At 65.8% G+C, this 20,728-nt stretch carries 23 protein-coding genes; 9 read left to right on the top strand and 14 right to left on the bottom strand.

The genetic code is table 11. The features are described from left to right. Window positions 1-271: 271 nt before the first annotated feature. Window positions 272-685: an RNA-binding S4 domain-containing protein gene (locus BMX74_RS01165; RefSeq protein WP_256256718.1), complete on the top strand. Its 414-nt coding sequence runs from the start codon at window positions 272-274 to the stop codon at window positions 683-685. Between the two features lie 228 nt (window positions 686-913). Here BMX74_RS01165 and BMX74_RS01160 read toward each other — a convergent pair whose 3' ends face one another. From BMX74_RS01160 to BMX74_RS42745, 5 genes are all read right to left on the bottom strand, one after another. After that, window positions 914-2,878, bottom strand: coding sequence for a hypothetical protein (locus BMX74_RS01160; RefSeq protein ID WP_143078518.1), 1,965 nt, complete (start codon window positions 2,876-2,878; stop codon window positions 914-916). Continuing rightward, window positions 2,875-3,993: a 5'-methylthioadenosine/S-adenosylhomocysteine nucleosidase family protein gene (locus BMX74_RS01155; protein ID WP_091097625.1), complete on the bottom strand. Its 1,119-nt coding sequence runs from the start codon at window positions 3,991-3,993 to the stop codon at window positions 2,875-2,877. Before BMX74_RS01155 ends, BMX74_RS01160 begins: the two co-directional genes overlap by 4 nt. Next, window positions 3,990-4,724, bottom strand: coding sequence for an NUDIX hydrolase (locus BMX74_RS01150; RefSeq protein ID WP_091097624.1), 735 nt, complete (start codon window positions 4,722-4,724; stop codon window positions 3,990-3,992). The genes BMX74_RS01155 and BMX74_RS01150 overlap by 4 nt, the downstream gene beginning before the upstream one ends. 320 nt (window positions 4,725-5,044) lie before the next feature. Beyond that, a complete protein-coding gene (locus BMX74_RS01145; protein WP_091098037.1) occupies window positions 5,045-5,932 on the bottom strand; it encodes a phosphorothioated DNA-binding restriction endonuclease in 888 nt (295 codons plus the stop codon). A gap of 169 nt (window positions 5,933-6,101) precedes the next feature. Then, a complete protein-coding gene (locus BMX74_RS42745; RefSeq protein WP_143078517.1) occupies window positions 6,102-7,085 on the bottom strand; it encodes a hypothetical protein in 984 nt (327 codons plus the stop codon). Between the two features lie 753 nt (window positions 7,086-7,838). Between BMX74_RS42745 and BMX74_RS01140 the strand changes: the two genes are divergently transcribed. From BMX74_RS01140 to BMX74_RS42740, 4 genes are all read left to right on the top strand, one after another. Further along, window positions 7,839-8,492, top strand: a complete 654-nt coding sequence (locus BMX74_RS01140; protein WP_091097621.1) for an HAD family hydrolase — start codon at window positions 7,839-7,841, stop codon at window positions 8,490-8,492. 107 nt (window positions 8,493-8,599) lie between these two features. Then, window positions 8,600-8,905 (top strand): hypothetical protein, encoded by a 306-nt coding sequence (locus BMX74_RS01135; protein WP_091097619.1) that lies wholly within the window; start codon window positions 8,600-8,602, stop codon window positions 8,903-8,905. Window positions 8,906-8,943: 38 nt separating this feature from the next. Then, a complete protein-coding gene (locus tag BMX74_RS01130; protein WP_143078516.1) occupies window positions 8,944-10,929 on the top strand; it encodes a hypothetical protein in 1,986 nt (661 codons plus the stop codon). A 128-nt stretch (window positions 10,930-11,057) separates the two neighbouring features. Then, entirely contained in the window at window positions 11,058-11,480 is a 423-nt protein-coding gene (locus BMX74_RS42740) for a hypothetical protein (RefSeq protein WP_143078515.1), read from the top strand. A gap of 79 nt (window positions 11,481-11,559) precedes the next feature. On the opposite strand, the gene BMX74_RS01125 is transcribed toward BMX74_RS42740, so the two are convergent. The 8 genes from BMX74_RS01125 to BMX74_RS01095 all read right to left on the bottom strand — a co-directional run bounded on the left by BMX74_RS01125 (window position 11,560) and on the right by BMX74_RS01095 (window position 17,509). Beyond that, window positions 11,560-12,924, bottom strand: a complete 1,365-nt coding sequence (locus tag BMX74_RS01125) for a tyrosine-type recombinase/integrase (protein ID WP_091097614.1) — start codon at window positions 12,922-12,924, stop codon at window positions 11,560-11,562. Then, on the bottom strand, window positions 12,921-13,112 hold the full coding sequence (locus BMX74_RS01120; RefSeq protein WP_091097612.1) for a helix-turn-helix transcriptional regulator: 192 nt from the start codon (window positions 13,110-13,112) through the stop codon (window positions 12,921-12,923). The genes BMX74_RS01125 and BMX74_RS01120 overlap by 4 nt, the downstream gene beginning before the upstream one ends. Further along, window positions 13,109-14,449 (bottom strand): replication initiator, encoded by a 1,341-nt coding sequence (locus tag BMX74_RS01115; RefSeq protein ID WP_091097610.1) that lies wholly within the window; start codon window positions 14,447-14,449, stop codon window positions 13,109-13,111. Before BMX74_RS01115 ends, BMX74_RS01120 begins: the two co-directional genes overlap by 4 nt. A gap of 242 nt (window positions 14,450-14,691) precedes the next feature. Beyond that, a complete protein-coding gene (locus BMX74_RS43685) occupies window positions 14,692-14,853 on the bottom strand; it encodes a hypothetical protein (RefSeq protein WP_177227142.1) in 162 nt (53 codons plus the stop codon). 11 nt (window positions 14,854-14,864) lie between these two features. Continuing rightward, window positions 14,865-15,179 carry a hypothetical protein gene (locus BMX74_RS01110; protein WP_091097607.1) on the bottom strand — a complete coding sequence of 105 codons (315 nt, stop codon included), beginning with the start codon at window positions 15,177-15,179 and terminating at the stop codon, window positions 14,865-14,867. A gap of 11 nt (window positions 15,180-15,190) precedes the next feature. Next, window positions 15,191-15,829 carry a DUF2637 domain-containing protein gene (locus BMX74_RS01105; RefSeq protein WP_091097606.1) on the bottom strand — a complete coding sequence of 213 codons (639 nt, stop codon included), beginning with the start codon at window positions 15,827-15,829 and terminating at the stop codon, window positions 15,191-15,193. A gap of 26 nt (window positions 15,830-15,855) precedes the next feature. Next, window positions 15,856-17,187 (bottom strand): FtsK/SpoIIIE domain-containing protein, encoded by a 1,332-nt coding sequence (locus tag BMX74_RS01100; RefSeq protein WP_091097604.1) that lies wholly within the window; start codon window positions 17,185-17,187, stop codon window positions 15,856-15,858. After that, window positions 17,180-17,509, bottom strand: a complete 330-nt coding sequence (locus BMX74_RS01095) for an SCO3933 family regulatory protein (protein ID WP_177227140.1) — start codon at window positions 17,507-17,509, stop codon at window positions 17,180-17,182. The genes BMX74_RS01100 and BMX74_RS01095 overlap by 8 nt, the downstream gene beginning before the upstream one ends. A 150-nt stretch (window positions 17,510-17,659) precedes the next feature. Here BMX74_RS01095 and BMX74_RS01090 point away from each other — a divergent pair, with 150 nt between their 5' ends. From BMX74_RS01090 to BMX74_RS01080, 3 genes are all read left to right on the top strand, one after another. Further along, on the top strand, window positions 17,660-18,025 hold the full coding sequence (locus BMX74_RS01090; protein ID WP_091097599.1) for a winged helix-turn-helix domain-containing protein: 366 nt from the start codon (window positions 17,660-17,662) through the stop codon (window positions 18,023-18,025). A 533-nt stretch (window positions 18,026-18,558) separates the two neighbouring features. Beyond that, window positions 18,559-19,311, top strand: a complete 753-nt coding sequence (locus BMX74_RS01085; RefSeq protein WP_256256717.1) for a P-loop nucleotide/nucleoside kinase family protein — start codon at window positions 18,559-18,561, stop codon at window positions 19,309-19,311. After that, entirely contained in the window at window positions 19,308-19,862 is a 555-nt protein-coding gene (locus tag BMX74_RS01080) for a nucleoside/nucleotide kinase family protein (RefSeq protein WP_091097593.1), read from the top strand. The genes BMX74_RS01085 and BMX74_RS01080 overlap by 4 nt, the downstream gene beginning before the upstream one ends. 271 nt (window positions 19,863-20,133) lie before the next feature. Here the strand turns inward: BMX74_RS01080 and BMX74_RS01070 are convergent, their stop codons facing one another. Continuing rightward, window positions 20,134-20,349 (bottom strand): hypothetical protein, encoded by a 216-nt coding sequence (locus tag BMX74_RS01070; RefSeq protein ID WP_091097588.1) that lies wholly within the window; start codon window positions 20,347-20,349, stop codon window positions 20,134-20,136. A 96-nt stretch (window positions 20,350-20,445) separates the two neighbouring features. Here BMX74_RS01070 and BMX74_RS01065 point away from each other — a divergent pair, with 96 nt between their 5' ends. Continuing rightward, complete coding sequence (locus BMX74_RS01065; protein WP_091097586.1) at window positions 20,446-20,724, top strand: GntR family transcriptional regulator; 279 nt, start codon at window positions 20,446-20,448, stop codon at window positions 20,722-20,724. The last annotated feature ends 4 nt before the right edge of the window (window positions 20,725-20,728 follow it).

Below are 20,728 nucleotides of genomic sequence, written 5' to 3'. Positions count from 1 at the left end.
ATCAAGCATTATGGCCTCTGACCTGCGGCTCCTCAGCCGCAGGTCTTTTGCTTACTGGACCTTGATAGGTCGCCGAGCGCCCCCATGTGCAGCCGTAGGACCATGATCAGGGGACAGACGGGGGACGATCTTGAGTGCCTTCCTCCAGACCAGGCCCTAATTCTGGGGGCATCAGGCCTCCGGCAACCCGCTATGGCTGCCGGCGCCGCTTGCCTTTGGGGCCAGGAGGGCGCGGATGATGGCGGCGCGATGGTCTCAGTACAGTGTCGGAGTGGCAGGTGAGCAACTAAGCGCTCGGGTGGATGCCTGGATCTGGTCGGTGCGGCTGACCAAGACTCGCTCGATCGCGTCTGATGCCTGCCGGGGCGGTCACGTCCGGGTCAACGGGGTGCGGGTCAAGCCCGCGCAGGTCCTCCGGGTCGGTGACGAGGTCCGGCTGCGGCACGAGGGCCGAGAACGCATCGTGGTCGTCTCCCGAATCATCACCAAGCGCGTCGGCGCCGCCGCGGCCGCCGAGTGCTACGTCGACAAGAGCCCTCCTCCCCCTCCCCGTGAGGAGGCCGTGACGGTGGCCGTCCGTGCTCGTGGCGCGGGTCGTCCCACCAAGCGCGAACGCCGCAGCATCGACAAGCTGCTCGGGCGCCCGGCAGTTGAGGAGCGACGCCGCCAGGCTCGCCCCGAGTGAGCGGCATGCCGCATGGGACTGGATGCGCGAGTTCTTCGCACCCACCTCACCGGCGCTGTTATCTGCCGATCTTCCGCCGTCAGGAACAGCGCCGCCGAGTTGGCGCTGACAGTGTCGCCGGAGCCCTCGAGGCGCCGGGGGGCCGGGTTTCTATACCGGAGGAGTAACGGGCCCAGCTTCGTCGCGCCGGGCACACGCCCGACGCATCTACACGACGTGCTTGAGCACCTATTCGGGGTCGTGCAGTGCAGCGGACAGGTTTCCGGTGCGTAGCTCTTGCTGTTCGACCCATTTCTTTCCCTCGGCGGCGATTCCTTCCAGAACGTGGAGGGTGTGGGGAAGGCCTGCGGCGTCCAGCGACACCTCGGACACCTCGCCAGGTTTCTCGCCCTGCTGTAGCTCCTCCATCCCTGAACTCACCTCGACGCGGATCTCATCGCCGTTGACGAGGGTGAGCTGGAAGGTGCGCTCGTCGTTGTCCGCCTGGCTGACCCGTACGGAGGCGACCGCTTCGAAGCGGTAGTTGAGCCGCTGCCGGTCGTGGAACGTACCCTTCAAAAAGTCGAGCGTGACGGTGAGCTGGCGCACTCCTTCCTGGGTGACGAGGAAGACCAGGAGTTGGTACTTCTTATACCGCCACGGCCCCTTACTCAGTCGTGCACGTTCGCTTGACCGAGCGGGAGCCTCGATGAAGGCGTGGGCGATGACACCACTCATGGTCAGCCTGTAATGCCGCAGCGCCTCCTCAAGGAGCACTTTCCTGTCGCAGTCCAGCCAGGTGGCCATTTCCTCGTCCCGCGGCTTGTCCGCCAGCCTCTCCCGCCACCTGGCATGGGCATGCATGTCGGTCTGCCAGGTCCTGATGTTTTCAGCCTCCTCTGCGGCGTATCGGCGACGCTCCAGAACGATGTGAACCCACGCGCGGGTGCCGATCCAACCGGAGATCAGCAGGAGGAGAATCGTGCCCATCGCGCGCAGAGGCTCGACAAGCACGGCACCGCTCATCGCCCAGCCGCCTCCACTTGCGAGAGTTAGGAGTCCGAGTATTGCCAGAGCCTTCGTGCGCCCAGGGGTTGCGAGTTCCTTGCGATAGCTCCACAGCGTGCCTTTCTTGCGGCGGGCACTGGCGTCGCTTGCGCGATGCCGAATGAGCCAGGCGATCTTCTCGACGCCCCCTGATGTACCTCCGTAGACCGCTGTGATCTCGTCACGCAGGCTCTGGCGGATGCCTGCGGTTTCGGCCCGCCAGTTGTCACGGTCCACACCAGGCGGAAGGTATTTAGCGAAATAGAAATTGATCCGGTGCTCGGCCCTTTTCGCGAAACTGCCGCTCTCGGCCTTCGTCTTAGGCCCCAGGTACTCCCAGTCTTTGGCGCGACGGCGTACGACGCGGAAGCGCCAGTCCACGGCGTTCCGTACGCCGACGTAACCGCCGGCGATGCTCAGCACGGAGGCGAGCATGAGGAGAATGCGGCCGCTCTGCAGGATCAGGTAGCCGAGGTGGGCTGTCGCCGTGATCAGCACAGCGGTCGCCGTCACAGCTTGGGCCCAAGTCCTTATAGGGGTATCGGGCGGATGTGGGGCTCGGGGCAAGGGCTTCGCCGGCGCCGGATGGAAGAACTTCCAGATCCGGTCCTTTCGTTCGCCGGCCATCTGCTCCGTCTTCGCCTTCGTCAGCGCGCGGCGCCACAGGTGGTCTTCGATTGGGCCGTCGAGGTACAGCTCCAAGTGCTCCAAGATCAGGCTGCGTTGCGGTTCGCGGAGCGCGTCGAGGTCTTTGATGACGACGCGGATGTCCTCCTCAGCCTTACCCGCCGACTCCAGAAGACGGTCAATGATGCGTACGCCGTCCCGCCAAGGATCCTCGCCCGAGAGCCGCATGATGGCGTGCCGGTCTCGTAGCTGGACAGTCTCCTCTTTGGTCAGCTCGTGGCGCGTCCGGCCGCTCACCATGGCGAGCAACCAGAAGAAGTAGACCTCGTTGGTGGCGTAGCCAACCATGGCCTCGCGGATAAGTTGCCGGGCAGGTCCCGGCATGCGGCCTTTCAGGAAGGAGACACCAGCCCGGAACTTGATCTCGGGTGGATCCTGCGGTGTCGTCATGTAGATGGTGTCGACGTGTACTGTCCCTGCCTGAACTCCCACGTAGGAGTCTGTGGCCACGTTCTTGATGCGGTGCCCTGGATCTGTCATGACAGGGATTGGGCTAGGGCGATGATGACGGTAAGCTCCGCCGCCAGTGCGGCCACGTCGCCTACCAGCCCGCGAAGCTTCTTCAGTGCCAGCATCAGCGTGTTCTTGCGATCCGGCGTCTTCGTCTCCAGCGCCTGGTCGACCGTGACGAGCTCTGCCTCGGCCGCCTTGTACGTCGACTCGTCCAGATGTCCATCAGCCCATGCCTGCGAGAGCCGCGTACGGAAATCGGCCAGCGCCTCGGGCAAGTTCGTCGGCCGGGACGTCTCAGGGGTGATCCAAACCCCGCCGTGCACGGTGCCCGCCTGCACTCCCACGCGGGCGTTCCCCGTAGCGATGTTCCTGGTGGTCTCGGGCATGGTGGTGCTCCTTGTCGTGGATTCTTCGGTGGACAACTCCTCGGCCAGAGCCGCGGCAAAGGTGGCTGCGTTGGCGACAGCTCGCTGCTGCCACTGTTCGCGGTCTGTGGCTTCTTTGGTGCCGTCGGCCCGGTCGCTGATTCCCCGGATGACGACAACGGGCAGCGCCCTGTTCAAGTGGCCGGCCTGCGCCACGCCGGCGCCTTCCATCTCGATCGCTCGTGCGTCGTTGAAGTGATCGTCGATCCAGTGGGCATGCCTGGAACGCCGGGAGTTCAGAACCACCTCCCCCGCGGCGATTGGCCCGAAGTGCACGTTCGGGCGCGGGTCGAGATCCCTAGCCCAGTAACCTGTGCGGTGCAGGTGCCGGGCGATCTGGTCGGCGGCGTGCGAGGTCTCCCAGACGCGGGGACGGCTCTTGCTGCCGTCGTCTTGGTCGGTGCCGCCATGGAAGGCGTAGATGTGCGTGGCCACCACGACATCTCCGAGGGCGATGTGTGCCTGCAGTGCCCCGGCGACGCCCACAAAGAGGAGAGCCGCCGGTCGGAACTCGGCGATGGCGCGTTCGGCCAGCACCGCAGCGGAAAGGTTGCCCTTGCCCACGTGTGCCAGGACTACCTGGCATCGCCCGGCAGCCAGCCGGCCCACCTCGAAGCGGGTGCCTTGGGGATGCCGGTGCGGGCGCAGGTCGACCAGTTTCTCGCGGACCGCCTGGTATTCCACGTCTAGGGCTGTGAGGATCACGACTGGGCTCACTGCACCGGCTCCTTTCCGTTCGGGGAGTCGACGGGACGGATCATGGGGGGGTAGAGGACCTCTCGAGGGCCGGCTCTGAACAGCCGGGCCGGTCGCCCGGTCGCAGCCTTGCGCGCTGAACCGGCCGGGAGGATGAACCCATCGGTTTTCTTGATCTTGCGGTAGAAGTTCCGCGGGTCGAGCGGCATGCCCCACACCGCCTCGTACACGTCCTGAAGCTCGGTGATCGTGAACGTCGGCCCGCAGAAGGCCGTTGCGAGCGCTGAGTGCTCGAGCTTTGCTCGGGCGCGCTCGATGCCGTCTGCGACGATGCGGCGATGATCGAAGGCGAGCCGCACATCGCCGGAGAGCACCCGGTCGGTGGGATGCCAACCGGCGTCGGCGGCGTCCGTGCCAGCGGTCGGCTCGGGCAGCCTTGGGGCGATGGCCAGGAAGGCGACGCTCACCACGCGGCCGCGGGGGTCACGGTCAGGGTCGTCGTAGACGCCTAGCTGCTCCAGCCGAAGGGTCTCGACGTCCAGGTCGGCCTCCTCCGCCAGCTCCCGATGAGCCGCGGCTACAAGACCTTCCTGTGAGTGCTGCAGAAAGCCGCCCGGTAGCGCGTGTGCGCCCTTGTACGGCTCGATGCCGCGCTCGACGAGCAGCACATGCAGCCGCGAATCACGCAAGGTGAGGATCACCAGGTCAACGGCGAGCAATATGGCGGGCGGCTCCCATCGGTCGTCGCTCATGGCCAGACTCTATGTTTTTGTCAAACTGACAAAAAGTAGCGCCGTGGTTAGCTTTAGCCACCCACCGGTGATGCCGGCTGTTGCACTCTTGCGACTGTGGACCGTGCTGGTCACCCGGGACAGACATACAGAAGCGCCTGCTTCATGCCGCGTGCTGCGCTTCGGGTGTTGATCAGGCCGTCATGGTAGGCCGCCCCTCCGACATTTCAGTGTCAGCCGTGCTGGTGTTCCAGCCGGTAGGTCCTGGGAGTAGGCGAGTGCCCCTGCATCGAGTCGCCGACGTACGTAACTGCGGCTTTCGGACCGAACAGCCGAGAGCCTCAGCCGCGGGCGGGCGTGCGGAAGACCTGGCGGCTGTGCCAGCCGATGTGTTCCGCTTCGACAGGGTCCATGCCGGGCTGGGGATTTCGGGTGGGCTGCCCTGCCAGGGAAAGCACCATGTCGAGGGAAGACTGCGAGCGGCCGACGAATCTGGCCGAGACGGCAATGGTGTGCTCCGCGGTCAGCCCAAGAACGCCCTTGTCGAACAGTTTGTGGTGGATTGCGCATAGGCACAGGCCGTTCGCCACGTCGTCGGGCCCGTCGAAGGCCCACCAGCGCACGTGCGCCGCGTCCAGGCCCACCACCGCGCCATCCAGCCAGCCGTCATAGGAGCAGAATGCGCAGCAGTACTCGTACGCCATCAGCACCCGGTCACGGAAGCCAGGGTCACGACGTACAGCCGACTGCTTCCTGATTTCTCCAGTCGTTTCGAGCGCCTCCAGGTCCAGACCGGCCAGCATGCACAGGTCTGCATGCAGGGACGGGGCGAAGTTGGCGTCCAGCAGGTAGCGGGCGATCCGCCCCAACAGGGCAGGCTCGTCCGACAGGGCGCGGACCAGGTCGGGGTGGAGGCGGCCAGTAGCCTGACTGTCACGCAAGCGGCCCAGTTCCGGGCCCGGACTGCCCGTGCCATGGCGGGTCTCGACAAGCCAGAGGCCGTCGTTCGTCAGGTGGTGGAAAGGGTAGCCAGGGCTGGTATCGCGGGGCGGCCCATATTCCTTGAGCAGTTTCCTGAGCTCGGCCTCGGCGGCGCTGAACGGGATGGGGCGATTGCCGTGCTGCTGGAAGCGTCCCAGGGCGTACAGGAGGAGGAGCGGTTTGTGCGGCGCCCGCTCACCGCCTCTGGTCCAGCGCCGGATCTCGGCAACCCGCTCGATCCAGTCCACCATGGTCGGCCAGTGTAGAGCGATCTGGCGGCCCAAGTCAGCAGAGATCCCGCCGGCTGGCTTTCAGACACCCGCGCTCCTTGATGCAGGCGTCTGGGCTTTCGGAAGCTCCAAGCTGAGCCGAGGCGGACCCCACCCGAGCTCTTGAGGGCTTTAAGCTACCCTCAGGTCAGCCGCGAAATCGCGTGGAAAAATGCCACTCGAAGTAGCGGCGGCTGTTCTCTGAGAACGAAAGACACGGGCGCCCCGCGAGGTCCGCAAGACGCTCAGCAAGCGTCCCATTTTCCTCTATCGCAGACGACACAATCCTGCCATCCGGGCCAACAGAGATATAGCCCGCTTCATAAAGGGCATCACAACCGAACTGACATGCCGGCATCGCTATATTGACCAGATCGCGACGTTCTTCGTCAGTACAGAGACTCCGCATCTTGATATGTGCGGCGACTAGAAAGCGGACCGGGTAGGCATCACCGCAGAGAGCACATGTTGCAACAGTGGCAGAGCCAAAAAGAAGCTGACGTAAGGTGGATTGTTCACGGCGCTGCGCGGCAGTCACGGGGCGACTCAGATCGCCCTCGAAAGTGATGGGCTCTTGACGTTCTGCAGGCGCATCAGAGGTAGTAAGAGAGCGCACAGCAATGACTGGCGGCGTCCCATCTACCAGCTCAACTCCTGGGAGAGTGAGCAGGACTGCTCCGATAAAGGAACTACGGTGTCCAACCTCGGCCGGATGAATCTCCACACGACCTGTGGTACGGAGAGTTACGAGCGCAGCCTCTACTTCAGCGATTGGCACTCGTTGCCCGTTCGGCGAGCGTTCCGTTACCACGACGACATGCAAGGACTGCACGTCAATGATGCGATTACGCCGTCCATGAACCGTTAGAATGTCGCGGCCAAGTAGCCGTCGGAGAAGTTCAGCGGCGCCATCTTTCGCCTCAGCGGGTAGCACGACAGGCGCGTCTGAAAAAAGATCACCATAACGTTCTATGAACCGCTTGAAAAAGCCATCGTCTACCCTAAATAAATACCCTTGCTTCACACCGCCGTCGTATTTGAATGGTCCATCCGACGAGTGGCCGGTGCGCCAGACTTCGGGAATGTTTGATAGTCGAACTACCTGCAACGCCTCCCGATAGACGGTCCGCACAAGTCTGCCGTCCCCACTCCAGAGACCGGGGATTTCCCGAGGGCGTCGCGCAGGAATTGCGGCGGTTGTTACCAGACTAAGCGCTCTCACTTGGGAGGCATAGTGGATAACCGTGTCGCCTGGACGCACCTCCGTCATTGTTTCCCAGTGCGATTGGCGTCTACCGGCCTGGGTACGGGTAGGCGCCCAGAGGATCCCAGCCTCTAGCTCCTGACGGAACGAATGACCTTGATTGACCCACCAGTACGCCATACATCGGGTCCCTTCTCGATCGCCGGATCCCGCCCGAAGCCCGATCAGATGGGAGGCGGTTTGAGATGATCTTGAGAGCTGTGGCCGATTATACGGTGATTCGTGACAAGTTGGCGGACCATGAGCTGGTCGTCCAGTCGCTGTCCTTCTTGAGGAGGAACGCTTCATCTCTCGCCAGAGACGTCGGTTCACAGCCCAGATCCGCCAGCAGCCAAGAGATGGGGGACTCAGCTGATTGGGAGGAACTGAGGGCCACTCACCAATGATCAAGTTGGTGCGCGCGGCAGCGCTTCCACAGGATGGCCGAGCCTTCGGTGATGGATGCAATGGCACCCCGGCCGCGGTCGCCTGCCGCATCCTGACACTCTCGGTGTCCGGCTACTCCGCCTGTCGGGACCCAACGCCCCGCCGCGCGTGATCCGCCACGTCTGGCTGACCGGTCTTATCCCGGCAGACCCGACAGCAGCTACAGCGCCTACCGAGCATCTTTATGGTGATGCTGTGCAGCCTCTCGCTCTCTTTGATCTCGACCGGACTCTTATCGACCTCGACGCAGCCTTCCTCCGGTGGGCTAACGAATTCGCCGAGCAGCACCGGCTGGGCCACGAGGGCGCCGACTGGTTGGCAAACTTGGATCGAGCAGGCCACCCGCACAGGGACGTCTTCTTTGGCAAGGTGCGCGAGCACTTCCGCCTGCCCGAGACGACCGAGGAACTGTGGGCGGCCTACCGCCGACGGATGCCGCACCTCGTACGGTGCTACCCGGGTGTCATGGATGGACTGGCCGAGCTGCGCGCGTCGGGGTGGCGTGTAGGCATCGTCACCAACGGCACAGCCGACAACCAGCTCGGGAAGCTCCGCCACACCGGCCTCGCCGACGCCGTGGACGGCTACGCGGTGTCCGGCGTCGAGGGCGTCCGCAAGCCCGACAGCCGTCTGTTCCACCTCGCTGTCCAGCGATGCGGCGCCACCCCCGCCGAGGGTGGCTGGATGGTCGGGGACAACCTCGTCGCGGACGTCGAGGGAGCACAGGCGGCCGGCCTGCGCGCTATCTGGATCAACCGCGGAACCTGGCCAGGCCACCGCCATAAGGCCGACCACACCGTTTCGGACATCGCTGAAGCCATCGCCATCATCCGGCAAGCGCACGAGTGAGCCCATGCCGCTTTGGCAGTTCTGCTCGACGGGCCCCAGATCGCCGCTTATCGTCACATTGATTCCACAGACAGTCGTCCTCAACGATCCAGAGGGTCTCGGCGACGATGGCGACACAGGAACAGATCAACGCTGCCCGGCGCACGATCGAGCAGCTACACGACCAGCACGCCTCCGACGTGCGAAGGCTCATCGGCCTACTCGAAAGCGGGGCGATGAAAGGCAAGGCCGCCGACAAGCTGATCGCCGACTGCCACGCTTGGGAAGCGGCCTACAAGGGCGTCTTCCGCCGGGCATTGGCGCTGGTCGAATCCATGCCCGCACAGCCGGAGACCGCGGAGCAACGCTCTGATCCGCTGGGGCTGGGACCTGGCCGATTACCCTCGCAGACATCCGGGACGCCCTACCGATGAGCCCACCTCCAACCTGCATCGGCATCGACCCGACCCTGATGACCCAGCTCATCAACGAGATCAAACGCCTACAGCAGTCGTGGGCAGAGGTCGACGCCCGGATCAACAGCGCGTTGCAGGCGGTCGGCACGAGTATGTCCGGGCCAGGCCTGCTGAAGGACATCGGCGCGCAGATCGCAGAGCGCGTCCCCGACCTGCAACGGCGCCTGGACCTCATCATCGCCACCCAGAAGATCAGCCTCGACAAGGGCGTCATCTGGGCGGACGAGTCCCTGTGGGTCTCGTACACACCGGCCGGCGGTGCGGCTGCCGCTAAGACGGTCGCCGACGAACTACGCCAAGCTCGGCAGAACTTCCCGTTCCTGCAGCGACCCCTCAGCGACAAGACCCTGGACGAGCTGGAGAAGCATCGAAACGACCCATACTTCGCCGTCGCATTCGCCAAGGAGATGCCGCCAAAGGAACTCAAGGCGCTCCTGACGGACCTCGATCGTGCTCAAGACAGCAACCAGGATCATGACGCCACAACGGATGTCGGCCGGCTGATGAAGGCCGTTGGATCCATCTTGGGAACCGCATCCCGGGGCGTCGGCGACATGAAACTGCCCAAGGACTACGTCGATCAGCTCATCGCCAACGAGGATGCGCGGCACAGCCGTATCGTCAACGACCTGCTGAGACACGGGACCTTCGACGACGCCTTCCTCCTCGACCTGGCGAGAAAGGTCTACGACAACGCGCAACAGGATCGAGCGAACCAGACAGACATCATCACCTTCCGCTCCGGACTGGCCGCAGCCCTGGCTAACAACCCCCGCGTCGCGCAGGACTTCTTCGCCGACCCGGCACGCAAGCCGCTCGCCTTCCTCATGCGACAGAACAACTGGGCCGGCGGCAGCCGAGACCTCGGTCGCGCAATCGAAGCGGCCACCATGACATACCGGGACAACACCCAGCCTCCGGAAACTTCTCGCGGCTACAAGTCAGCCCTGATCGCATCCTGGGCCGTCCACTTCTGGTCAGATCCGAAGGCTCAGTGGGTTCTCCCCGACACGCGCCAGAGCGCTGCTAGGGTACTCGCGGCCTATATCAGCGATGTCCAGCGTGTCCCTGGGAACACGGGTAAGGAAACCATGGGCGTCACTCCCTTGGCAGATCCGGACCCCAACCTGGCCGGCAAGCAACCGTACGGCGCACTGTTCGAAGCCGCCACCATGAAAAACATGATGACGTGGGCATTCACGGACCCTGAGGCGCTCAAGACAGTCGTCGAGGCGCAGGGAAGATACAGCCTGATGGTTCTCGACGCCCAAGCGGCCGAAATCAAGGCCGCAAACGATCAGGCACTACGGAAGTGGATCCACGAAAACCCGGGCGCCACGAAGACCGAAATTTCGGCACAACGTCAGAAGATTCTAGAAGATAGCATGACCAGCGGTGGCGCTGAGGAGTTCAAGGCCAAGGTACTCGCTCTCAGCCAGTCGCTTCACCTCGTCGTTGACGCCGGAAACCTGGCCGACATCAAAGAGGCAGACAGGAAGGACAAGGCGCGCGAGGCGTTCAAGGACGCGTTGGCGAGCACTTTGAAACTTGTGCTGACACCGGCGGGTGATGCGACAGTAGCCGGATACGAGTGGATCGAGAGCAACATGGGCGACCGGATCAAGTTCGAGGACGGCAAGAAGGCGCGCGAGATCGCCGAGAGCACCCTTATCGAGAGCCAGAACCTCTTCAAAGACCTGACGGCTGGCGCGATGATGCGACATGGGCTGTTTGGAGATGAATCGTCTCCCGGAAGCACACATCCACATGCCTTCGAGAACTACGCCAAGGGATCGCCTGGAGATTTTCTATCGGCCACAGGACAGCTCATCCCACGAAGTGCCATGAACGCCACACAAGAATATGCGTATTTGGAATGGTTACAGCACTCCAAGGCGTCACGTATATTTCACGACACAGACAACGCCGTTCAAAGTGGATTCAGGCCACCAGCCCATTCTTATCCCGAGGCTGACGAATGAAAACACGATCAATGGCCTCGCTCACGCTGGCTGCCGCTTTGCTCATAGTAGGGTGCTCATCTCCTCCCCCGCCTCCGCCGGATCGGCGCCCCTTGGGCGACATCATGGCGGAGCCCCGTGAATGTGGAGTGATCTCGCACGACGTTATCGCCCTGGCGACGGGGATGAGCGAGTTCTATGCAGACGGAACGGAGTCCGTGGAACACTTCGCCTACTGCATGATCAGTAGATCCCCAAGTGTGTCCGAGCCGACCCGCATGCTGATCGAACGACGCGCCCCATCGACTTCCACCCTCCAAGGGCTTGAGGCAAGAAGGATCAGCGACAAGGGCACCGCCCTACCGCCGGAAATAGGTCCTGGATTCAGCGCGCCGATAAAAGGCAAGGACGGCGAATCCGTGGGAGCCTACGCGATTGCTTGGACGCCCGACGGCGGCAAGACCCTGACCGTTTCGATCGCCCGTGGCGCTCCAGGTCGCGATCACCAAGCTGACGCTGTCGAGCTCGTGAGACAACTAAGGCCGGTTCTGCTCTCTTCACCGCGCAACTGAACTCGATCCGCCCGCCCAACGGCGTCCGTTAAAGGGAACGACCCCAGCCGTAGCCGGGGCCGCATCACCAACCATGACGTTATACGTCGAGGGCGCTGTGAATCTTGCTGTTGACGTGGTCTTGTTCGCCGTCGATGCATTTGGCGTACACGCGCAACAGCACGTCGACGCTGTGCCCCGCACGCTTGGCAACCTCCGGCGCTGGGACGCCGGCGTTCAGCCAGAGGGACACAGCAGCGTGCCGCAGATCGTACGGCCGGGCCGCCAACGATGAGGCGACCTGTGCCGGAGTCAGCGCCAGCCTGCGAGCTTCCTGCCAGACGTAGGAGTAGGCCGAACTGGAGTACGTGCCACCGGTGCCCGTCTGGAAGATCCTCCCGTCCTCGGCGGTCCCGTGCTCGGTGATGTGTTCGCGGAGCATGGCGACCAGGACGGGCGGGATCGGGATCTCTCGCGTGTCCTTGTCCGCGCGGTGCTTCAAGCTCCTCGACTCGTGGGTCTCGCCGGAGTTCGACCAGCGCTTCGTGCCTTGAGGACGTGCCCGCTCCAGCACGATCAGGCCCCATCCGGACTCCGGCAGGTTGCAGTTCCTCAGCCGAAGGTCTGCCGCTTCCTCTGGCCGCAAGGCGGCGTAGTACATGCAGGCGAACAACGCCTTGAGCCTGCGGCCACGCTTGCGCCCGACCTTCGCGACCGCCTCCAGGAGCTGACGCGCCTGGGCCGGGCTGACCACCGTGCGCGGGTCGACGACCGTCACCGCTTTCGGAGCCGTCCATTTGATCTCGTCCAGCGGGTTGCTGGGGAACACCTTCAACTCGACCGCATGCTCCAGCAGATGGTGCAGGACAGCCCGCTTCCGGCGCACCGTGTTCGCTCCCGCGGGAGAGCCGGCGAAGGTGACGGCGATGGCGTCCAGGGTCCCTCGCAGGATGCGGGCCTCCCCGAGGGACGCCAGTGAAAGCGATGCCTTCTCCAGCCACCGCAAGGCCGCGGCCTGTTCTCCGGTTAGAGGGGACCGCCGCTTCTCAGGGAGGAGGGCATGGTTTCTGAGGACGTCGCGCAGTTCCTCATCACCAGGCCGTCCCGGAATGTCAGCCACCAGCGCGGGGATCAGTGACAGGAGGGCATAAGCGTCGGTCTCGCGCGTTCGGGCCGCCGAGGCGTTCCAGCGGCGGAGTACGTACGTCTGGGCGAACTCCAGAAAAGACGGCCCACGGGACTCCTGTGCGAGCATCGACGCTGGCAGCCCGGTGGCGATGTCGAACTCCTCCCCCGACTTGGCCGCCTGGCGGAGGTCCGACAGGAAGGCGTTGGCCAGTCCCTTAGTCCGAAAGCTCTTGGACCTGGCCTTGCCCGCCACCCGCCAGCGCGCCACGTAGATAGGGGTTGCCCGGTCGGCGCGGTACTGGACGCCGCCGAGTTTCACGTCGTACGTGGTGCTCATGCGACCTCCCGCCGCGACTCGAGCCAGGCCAGGAGATCGCTGCGCCAGACGCGGAGCTCGTCGTTGGGCAGTCGGACGCAGGCGGGTGCGCGTCCAAGCTCCCGCCATCGGTAGAAGGTGCGGCGGGAGACCCCGCCGAGCTCTTCGAGGACCTGACGAACCGTCAGGAGTTCGTCGCGCCTGTTCATGACGGATCACGTCCCTCCACGAGGAGCGGCGTACGGGTGATGGCGGCGGCGAGGAGTTGGTCGCCGAGTGACAGGCCCTTGCCGGCGTACTGCCAGTGGGTGATCACCAGGACGGTGTCCTCGTCGAAGAGTGGGAGGCGACCGGTCGTCACCTCTTCCGTTCGCATGTGGTCCTGGCGGGCGGCGCGGAGGGCGCCGAGGGTGGTGGAGTAGCGGCGGCTCTTGGTGGAGAAGTGGCCGCGGAAGCCGAGCATGTGGGCCCATTGGGTGAGCCGGAGGTCGGCCAGGTCCTCGCGGGCTCCGAGGTGGAGACATGTGGCGATGAGGCGACGGGCGTGGTCGCGGATGGGTAGGGCGTCGAGGTCGTCCAGGAGGTTGATGCGGCGGTCCAGGGTGCCGACGCATTCGGCGGCTTTGGTGGCGTACTTGGCGATGTAGGCGGCGACGGCTTGTTCGGTGAGTTCGCCGTCGAGGGTGATGGGGCGGGCGTCGAGCTGGTCGCCCCAGGAGAAGGTGCGGTTGAGCGCGTCCACGGTGACGGTGATCGCGGTGGCGGCGTGGTGGACGGCGTCCATCAGGGTGTCGGTTGTGGTCCAGGCCGGTGGTGGTGAGGTTGGGCCGGTGGGGCCGTCGAGGCGGATGACGGCGTGGAAGTGGACGACGCCGCGCCGCTGGTACTCGGCGACCTTGGCGAAGGAGATCGTGAGGCGTTCGCGCAGCTCTTTGAGGGTGAGGCCGCAGAGGCGGGCGACGCGGCGGCGGAGGGCCTCGGTGAAGCGGCGCCACAGCTCCGGGGACACGGCGTTGAACAGGACCGAGCCCTCGTAGTCGTAGCAGTCCGGGCAGAGGGGTTCGCCCAGGTGTGGATCGTCGGCGGCGTGGCGGGTGGTGCAGGACAGGACGCGGCCGTGCGGGCAGGTCTGGGCGTCGCGGCGGGCGTGGCAGGGCAGGACCTTGCCGTTCTTCTCCCGGCGGCTGTGGACGGCTCCGAAGGACGGCGCGGTCAGCGTGACGAACAGGCACGGGTGAGCCGCGACCGTCTCCGGCACGCCCTTGCCGCCGACGAGTCCGGCGCGGACGAGCTGGTAGGTGTCGGCGCGGTAGACCTCGGCGCAGGCCGGGCAGCGGGAGGCTCGGCGGGTCTTGCACGGGACGTGGAGCACGCCGTCCGGTTCGGTGCGGGTGGTGTAGCGGTGCAGGAGCCGACCGGTGGCGCGGTCGTAGTGTTCGACCTTGCCGCGCAGGTGGATGGGCTGACGGCAGCCGCCGGTGCGCTTGATCTGGCAGGCCCAGCGGTCGTAATCGGGCCGGTTGAGCCGGGTGATGAGTCCGGCCATCGCGTGTGGATGGGTGAGACGGGGCAAGATGGGTTCGTCCTCTCCAGGGTTCCTGGTGTGGATGGCCCCCGGCCTGGCGCGGATCTTGGCGGATGTGTGGCCAGGCGGGGGGCGCTACGGCTATGCGCCGTGGTTGTCGATGCCGGTGCCGTGGCAGTCGGCGCAGGTCTGGTCGTCGTAGAGGCCGGTGCCGTTGCAGGTGCAGCAGCGGTGGCGGACGATCAGTGGCTCTTCCACGGCGGTCACCGCTCCGGGCGAGGGGCGACGCGGACGTAGAGCCGGTAGGTGCGCGGGTGGGCGCGGTGCGGGTATGCGCGTGACACGTCGGTCACGGTGAAGACGTGACGCAGGCGGATCATGCCGAGTGCGAGCTGGACGCGGGTTCCTTCGAGACGGATGCGCATAGGGGTTTCTCCTAGTTGTTGTCGCGGTGGCTGTTCTGGGCGTCGTAGCGGGCGCGGGCCGCGGCGAGGATGGCCACGGCCCGGTACTCGACGGGGCCGAAGGAGATGGACGTGGTGTAGTGGCCGTACGGGAGGTCCGCCTCGTCGATGGCGGTGCCGAGACGGGCCGCGATCCGGTCGATCTCGGCGCGGAGTTCGGCGTCGTCGTCCCCGTCGGCGATGTAGCGGGCGGTGACGCTGGCGGTCACCGGGAGGTCCGGGTTCGCCACGAGGAAGACGGCCAGGTCGATGAGGCCATGGACGAGGGCGGTTCGGTCGTCACGCATGGTGCTGCCTTTCATGTGGGTTCCGCTGCGGTCCGCAAGGTGCGGAGCAGGTCGGAGGCGAGTTGGTCAGACACGCCCAGGCGGGCGCGCAGGAGGTCGGGTGTGATGGGTGTGCCGTGCTTGGCGTGGTGTTCGTCGGCGACGCGCCGGGCGTAGTCGACGAGGGCGGGCGCCGGCCCTTCGTCCTCCGTGGCTGGAGCCAGTGCCGGGCGGTCCGGGGGCGCGACGGCTTGCGCCTCAGCGTGGGTCGCGGACGCTTCCGGACGGCTGGCGGTGACGCGGCGTTCGAGCATCGAGACGGCGACGAGGAAGGCGCCGGCCGGGGTTGCGGCGGTGATCCAGCCCCAGACGGTCGGCTCGGCCTGCTGCAGGTTGGCGGCCAGCGACAGGACGACGCCACCGCTCAGGACCAGGACGGGCCACGACACCGGGCCGCGTCGCACCCGGCCGGTGCGCCGGTCGCGTTGCCGTTCCCGGGCGGCCATGACGCAGGTCAGGTCGATGCAGACGGCCACCGCCCAGGACATCCAGCCGGGCTGCCCGTGCTCGGTCGCGGTGTCGCGGATGTGGGTGAACGATCCTGCCCCGGCGATGAGGGCCAGGACGACGACCGGGCCGGTGTCCAGCAGCCGGTGGGCGAGGCGGCGCATCTCCTGTCCTTCCTGTTCGAGGCCGTTCAGGCGGCGGGCGCTTCATGTGGTTGGGCGCTCATGACCTCCGACCAGGACGGTGCGCGGTCGGCGTAGACCTGGGCGGCGTGCTCGGCCGTCTGCTCGCTGACATAGAAGGAGCGGGCCCGGTACCACTGGCCGTCCTGCGAGGCGACGATGGCGACGCCGGGTGTCTCGGCGGCGATCGTCCGGGCCGAGGCCAGGGCCGCTGGGTCGAGGTCGCCCAGGGTCATGACGGCGGTCTCCGGGTCGTTCACCCGGTGGCAGATCCGTCCCGAGCACTGCGCCCGCAGCGCCGTCACGCCCGGACCGAGGTCGGAGCCGATCCGCTGGCCGCAGCAGAACAGGTAGATCCCGAAGGCCCGCCCGAGCTGGGCCACCCGCAGCAGCGCCGTCGAGGTCTTCGCGATCTCGTCCTTCTCGCTCTTGTCGGCCATCAGGTACAGCTCGGCCAGCTCGTCGATGAGGACCACGATCGGGACCGGACGCACCCCCGGCGGAAGCTGCCAGATGTTGCGGGCCGAGGCCATCCGGCACACGCCCATCCGTTCGGTCATCAGCGCGACCAGGTCGTCCAGCAGATCGCCGCACTCCGCCCTGGTGGTGGCCAGCGCGGACAGGCGGGGCGCGTACGGGGTGAACTCGACGCCGCCTTTGAGGTCGAAGCCGACCAGCGCGACCGGCTGCGGGGCCAGGCCGACGATGAGCGCGTTGGCGAGGTTGGATTTGCCTGACTGGGTGGCACCGGCGTTGATCCAGTGCGGGACGGTGCGGAAGTCGATCTCCCACCGGCCGCCGGTCTCCAGGCGGCCCACGGTGACCTTGAGCAGTTCGGTGGACGGTGGGAGGTCCTCGACGGTGACCAACGGGTCCTGGATGGTGACGGACAGCCGCACTCGTCCCGGCTTGTCGGAGGAGACGCGCACGGCGTGCACGCCCCAGGAGTGCGCGAGCCGGTCGGCGACCTGGGCGTAGTCATCCGGGATCTGCCCTTCCAGGGTCCACAGGGTGACCCGCCAGCCGTTGCGGGTCGGCATCGGCCACCACATGAACGGCTTGACGTCCACGGCGATGCGCTGGAAGCGGCGGCGGACCCGGACGACGCCGGTCGAGGAGATCAGGCCGGGCACGGTGGTGAACCAGAAGCGCTGCCGCTTCTTGGTCAGGTTGCAGCCCAGCGCGACCTTGCGCCAGGTCGCCTTCACCCGGACGGACGTGAGGGCGTACCCGATGACCAGCCAGTACGACGGGTAGTGCCAGTGGCGCCAGGCCCCGAGGCCGGCCGCGGCGGCGGCCAGGCCTCCGAGCACGACGAACACGACAAGCTGGTCAGACACCGGCGGCCTCCCGTAGCGGGAGCAGTGCGGAGGCCCGGTACGAGATGCCCCAACGGCCGGCGATCTCCCAGACGTAGCCGAGGAGACCGACCGCGTTGACGGCGTCGCCCGCGCCGATGGGCGGTTCGCCGGTAGTGGCGATCTTGACGAGTTCGATCCGGCCGAACTCGTCCTCGACGGAGACGGTGACCTCGAAGACGGTGTTGCCGTTCCGGTCGGTCTTGATCTCGCCGGTGTCCTTGTTGAGCACACGCGGGCGCGGGGCCTTCACGCAAGTGATCGTGAGCTTGCTGGTGTCCACAGGGATCGGGACGGAACGCATGGTGGATTCCTTCGGTAGTCGTGATGTGACTCTTAGTACTCATGGAACACTTGGCATTCTAAGTTGTCAAGGGATTCCACGAAGACTTGGTTGGCATGTCACGGCGGGTGTGCTGAACTAGAGGCCAGGCGACCTCGTGAAAGGCATGGGATGGTCGAGAAGACCGGGCGTCCCGGCTACCTCCAGATAGCCGACGACCTGCGCAGCCAGATCAGAACGGGAGCCCTCCCGCCCGGCGGTGCCCTGCCCTCGACCGCGCAGCTCTGCCAGCGCTACGACGTCTCGACGAGCGTCGTGAAGGCGGCCATCAGCGTGCTTCGCACAGAAGGGCTGATCATCGGCCAGCAGGGCAAGGGCGTCTTCGTCCGCGAGGGCGTCGCGCCTGCCGCTGAGGAGCCGGCCTCCTCCGAGGTCATGGAGCAGCTCGCTCAGATGAGGAGCGTTCTGGCCGATCTCGGCGACCGGATCGCCGACCTTGAGCAGGCCGTCTTCCAAGAGCGGAAGCGAGCTCGCTGACCCGGCAGGCCAGCTCCTCCATCTCTGAACGAATGGCCTGAAGCTCGGCCAGAAGCCGCTCGTTTTCGGTCACCTCGGCATCCTTTCCGGGGGTGGGCGTTATCCCTGCTCGGATGCCTTCAGTTCACCGCGCGCACGCTCTGTTGAGTATCACGGAGCGTTAGCTAAGCTTCATCACTGCTGCCTGCACAGCGGTTACACATGCGCTTTCACATGTGTCCTTCTCCGGCCCTGTACAAAGTGCACAAAAGGACGTGATGAAGACAATTCACCGACCGGGATGGCGACCAGCCGTCCTCCGTCAGCACCGCGAGGCGCACGGTCTCAACCTCGAAGCCGCAGGTGAACGACTACGCCACGTCGCCCATAACCATGGACTGACGGCACCAGCCGCCAATTTCCAGACCCTCTGGGCACACGAACACGGAACGGTATATCCCGGACCTCACTACCGCCGGGCGTATTGTCTCCTTTATCGGTCAACCGAGCCCGGCCTTGGTTTCCGCCTTCCGCTTCCCGGCGAAATACCCGGCGTGGAAAAATCCATCTCGGAACTCCCCCTTCCCACGGATCCCGCCACCGACAACGCCGCCGCCCAGGTCATCGAGGAAACGCTGATCAAGGTCTCCGGCTCCCCCTCGAACACCGAGCAGAACGCGCTGCTCAACCGCGTCGTGGACGCCTGGCGGCGCCGCCACGGCAAGGGCAGCCCGAAGCCGATCCTCACCCTCGTCGGCGGCTACGCCGGATCCGGCAAGACCGAGTTCTCCCGCTTCCTGTCCGACATCACCGGCTGGGCCTTCCTCGATAAGGACTCCCTGACCCGCGCCATGGTCGAGCGCCTGCTCACCTCCCTCGGCGGCGACCCGCACGACCGGCACACCGAGCTGTACCTGCGCGAGGTCCGCCCGCTGGAGTACCGCTGCCTAATGGAGACGGCCTTCGACAACCTACGCGTCGGCACCTCGGCCATCCTGGCCGCGCCCTTCATCGCCGAGCTGATGGACCCCGCCTGGGTGCACCGCCTCACGAACCGCTGCGCCGCGATGAGCATCGACGTCGCCGTGGTGTGGGTGCGCTGCGACGTCGAGTCGATGCGGGAGTACATCGAGTTCCGCGGCGCGGCCCGCGACGGCTGGAAGCTCTCCAACTGGGAGACCTACACCAGCACCCTCAACACCGAGACCAGCCCCTCCACCGCCCACATCACCGTGGACAACCGGCTGGGCTCCGCGATCAGCCTCGCCGACAAGACCCGCGACACCCTGAAGCGGATCCTCGCATGAGGGGCATCGTCCTGTACGGGCCGCCGGCCAGCGGCAAGACCACCACCACCGCCGCCCTGACCGCGCTCGATCGGAGGCTCGTCCTGCTGCGCAAGCTCAAGGCCGGCAGCAGGACAGGTACCGAGTACGACTTCGTGGATTACGAGCGGCTGGCCGAGCTGCGCGCCGCGGGCCGGCTGCTCGCCGAGACCCACCGGTACGGCAACGTCTACGCCGTCGACCGGCTCCAGGTCGAGCAGATGGCCCAGGCCGGGCGGACGCCCATCGTGCACATGGGCAACATCCCGGACATCCGCCGCCTCACCCAGACCGGTGCCTGGCTGCCCGTCCTGCTGTGGGTCACCCGCGACGTCTGCGCCCGCCGCTGCCGGCTGCGCGGCAACCTCGACATCCACGAGAGGCTGCGAGCCTGGGACGAGACCATGGCCGACCTACGCGCCCACGACGACGGCCTGTTCGAGGTACGCGTCTCCACCGCCGAGGCGGAGCCCGAGGAGGTCGCCCGGCTCATCACCGGCGTCTTCTTCCAGCACGTCGGCTACGACGCCTGACCGCTGAGAATCCGCTCCCACAACCGCTGCGCCACCGCAGCGCACACCCACTCGCTCTCCGCGATCTCCACCGAGTCACTCACGGACAGGCGGCGGACGAACCACAGCCCGCCGCCCGAGCACAACTCGAAAACCGGAGTCCGGCACATGCACGTATGCGCGCGAACCCGGACCCGACAACCCCGCGCAGAACTGGGCCGCCAGTCGATCGCCTCACAGCCCGGCTGCGGTTCAGCCGCATGCAGCCCGTGATACTCGGCCACCAGATCCTTCACGTCGCCGCAGCCGCGCTCTGCTCGTGCAGCCGCTCGACGAACGTCGCCAGGTCGTCAGCGCACACCGTCTGCTGCAGCCCGAGATCAATCGCCCGGTTGCTGAGCCTGACTCCGCGCCTGGTCCCGTAAAAGACGCCGGCGTCACTGCGGAAGCAAACCCAACCCGGGAAGGTCGCCCGGACAGCATCGAGATCGTAGCCACCTGTTGCCATGCCGCCAGGTTAAGAGGCGCACCTCGCGGCTGTCTACCCTTGTCTATAGACGTAGGCGAGCGTAGGCCGTTCGGGACCGTTTCCTACCGTTGCCTCATGTTCGAGTTCGAGCCAGACCGGCCGAGGTGGCAGCAGGTTGCCGACGTGGTACGCCAGCGCATCAAGTCCGGGACCTATCCACCCAAGTACCTGGTCTCCGAACTCTCCCTCGTCCAGGAGTTCGGCATCGCCCGCGACATCGCCCGCGACACCGCCCGCAAGGCGGTACGCGCCCTGCGTGAGGAAGGCTTGATCTACACCGTCCCGCACCTGGGCAGCTTCGTCAGTCCTCCCAAGGACACGGAAACCCCGGAGGAGCCCTCCCCTGCCGAGTAGGCTC

Source organism: Nonomuraea pusilla, assembly GCF_900109355.1.
In the GTDB taxonomy this organism is placed as follows: domain Bacteria; phylum Actinomycetota; class Actinomycetes; order Streptosporangiales; family Streptosporangiaceae; genus Nonomuraea; species Nonomuraea pusilla.
The sequence above is the reverse complement of the archived record's forward strand: the minus strand, read 5'-3'. Positions and strand labels throughout refer to the sequence as shown.

What these genes read in the sequence shown, in the direction of transcription:
- BMX74_RS01090 (WP_091097599.1), top strand. Translation starts at nt 17,660, where the DNA reads ATGGTCGAGAAGACCGGGCGTCCCGGCTACCTCCAGATAGCCGACGAC.
- BMX74_RS01095 (WP_177227140.1), bottom strand. Translation starts at nt 17,509, where the DNA reads ATGCGTTCCGTCCCGATCCCTGTGGACACCAGCAAGCTCACGATCACT.
- BMX74_RS01115 (WP_091097610.1), bottom strand. Translation starts at nt 14,449, where the DNA reads ATGGCCGGACTCATCACCCGGCTCAACCGGCCCGATTACGACCGCTGG.
- BMX74_RS01125 (WP_091097614.1), bottom strand. Translation starts at nt 12,924, where the DNA reads ATGAGCACCACGTACGACGTGAAACTCGGCGGCGTCCAGTACCGCGCC.
- BMX74_RS01150 (WP_091097624.1), bottom strand. Translation starts at nt 4,724, where the DNA reads ATGAGCGACGACCGATGGGAGCCGCCCGCCATATTGCTCGCCGTTGAC.
- BMX74_RS01080 (WP_091097593.1), top strand. Translation starts at nt 19,308, where the DNA reads ATGAGGGGCATCGTCCTGTACGGGCCGCCGGCCAGCGGCAAGACCACC.
- BMX74_RS01070 (WP_091097588.1), bottom strand. Translation starts at nt 20,349, where the DNA reads ATGGCAACAGGTGGCTACGATCTCGATGCTGTCCGGGCGACCTTCCCG.
- BMX74_RS01160 (WP_143078518.1), bottom strand. Translation starts at nt 2,878, where the DNA reads ATGACAGATCCAGGGCACCGCATCAAGAACGTGGCCACAGACTCCTAC.
- BMX74_RS01065 (WP_091097586.1), top strand. Translation starts at nt 20,446, where the DNA reads ATGTTCGAGTTCGAGCCAGACCGGCCGAGGTGGCAGCAGGTTGCCGAC.
- BMX74_RS01105 (WP_091097606.1), bottom strand. Translation starts at nt 15,829, where the DNA reads ATGCGCCGCCTCGCCCACCGGCTGCTGGACACCGGCCCGGTCGTCGTC.
- BMX74_RS01120 (WP_091097612.1), bottom strand. Translation starts at nt 13,112, where the DNA reads ATGAACAGGCGCGACGAACTCCTGACGGTTCGTCAGGTCCTCGAAGAG.
- BMX74_RS01130 (WP_143078516.1), top strand. Translation starts at nt 8,944, where the DNA reads ATGACCCAGCTCATCAACGAGATCAAACGCCTACAGCAGTCGTGGGCA.
- BMX74_RS43685 (WP_177227142.1), bottom strand. Translation starts at nt 14,853, where the DNA reads ATGCGCATCCGTCTCGAAGGAACCCGCGTCCAGCTCGCACTCGGCATG.
- BMX74_RS01110 (WP_091097607.1), bottom strand. Translation starts at nt 15,179, where the DNA reads ATGCGTGACGACCGAACCGCCCTCGTCCATGGCCTCATCGACCTGGCC.
- BMX74_RS01135 (WP_091097619.1), top strand. Translation starts at nt 8,600, where the DNA reads ATGGCGACACAGGAACAGATCAACGCTGCCCGGCGCACGATCGAGCAG.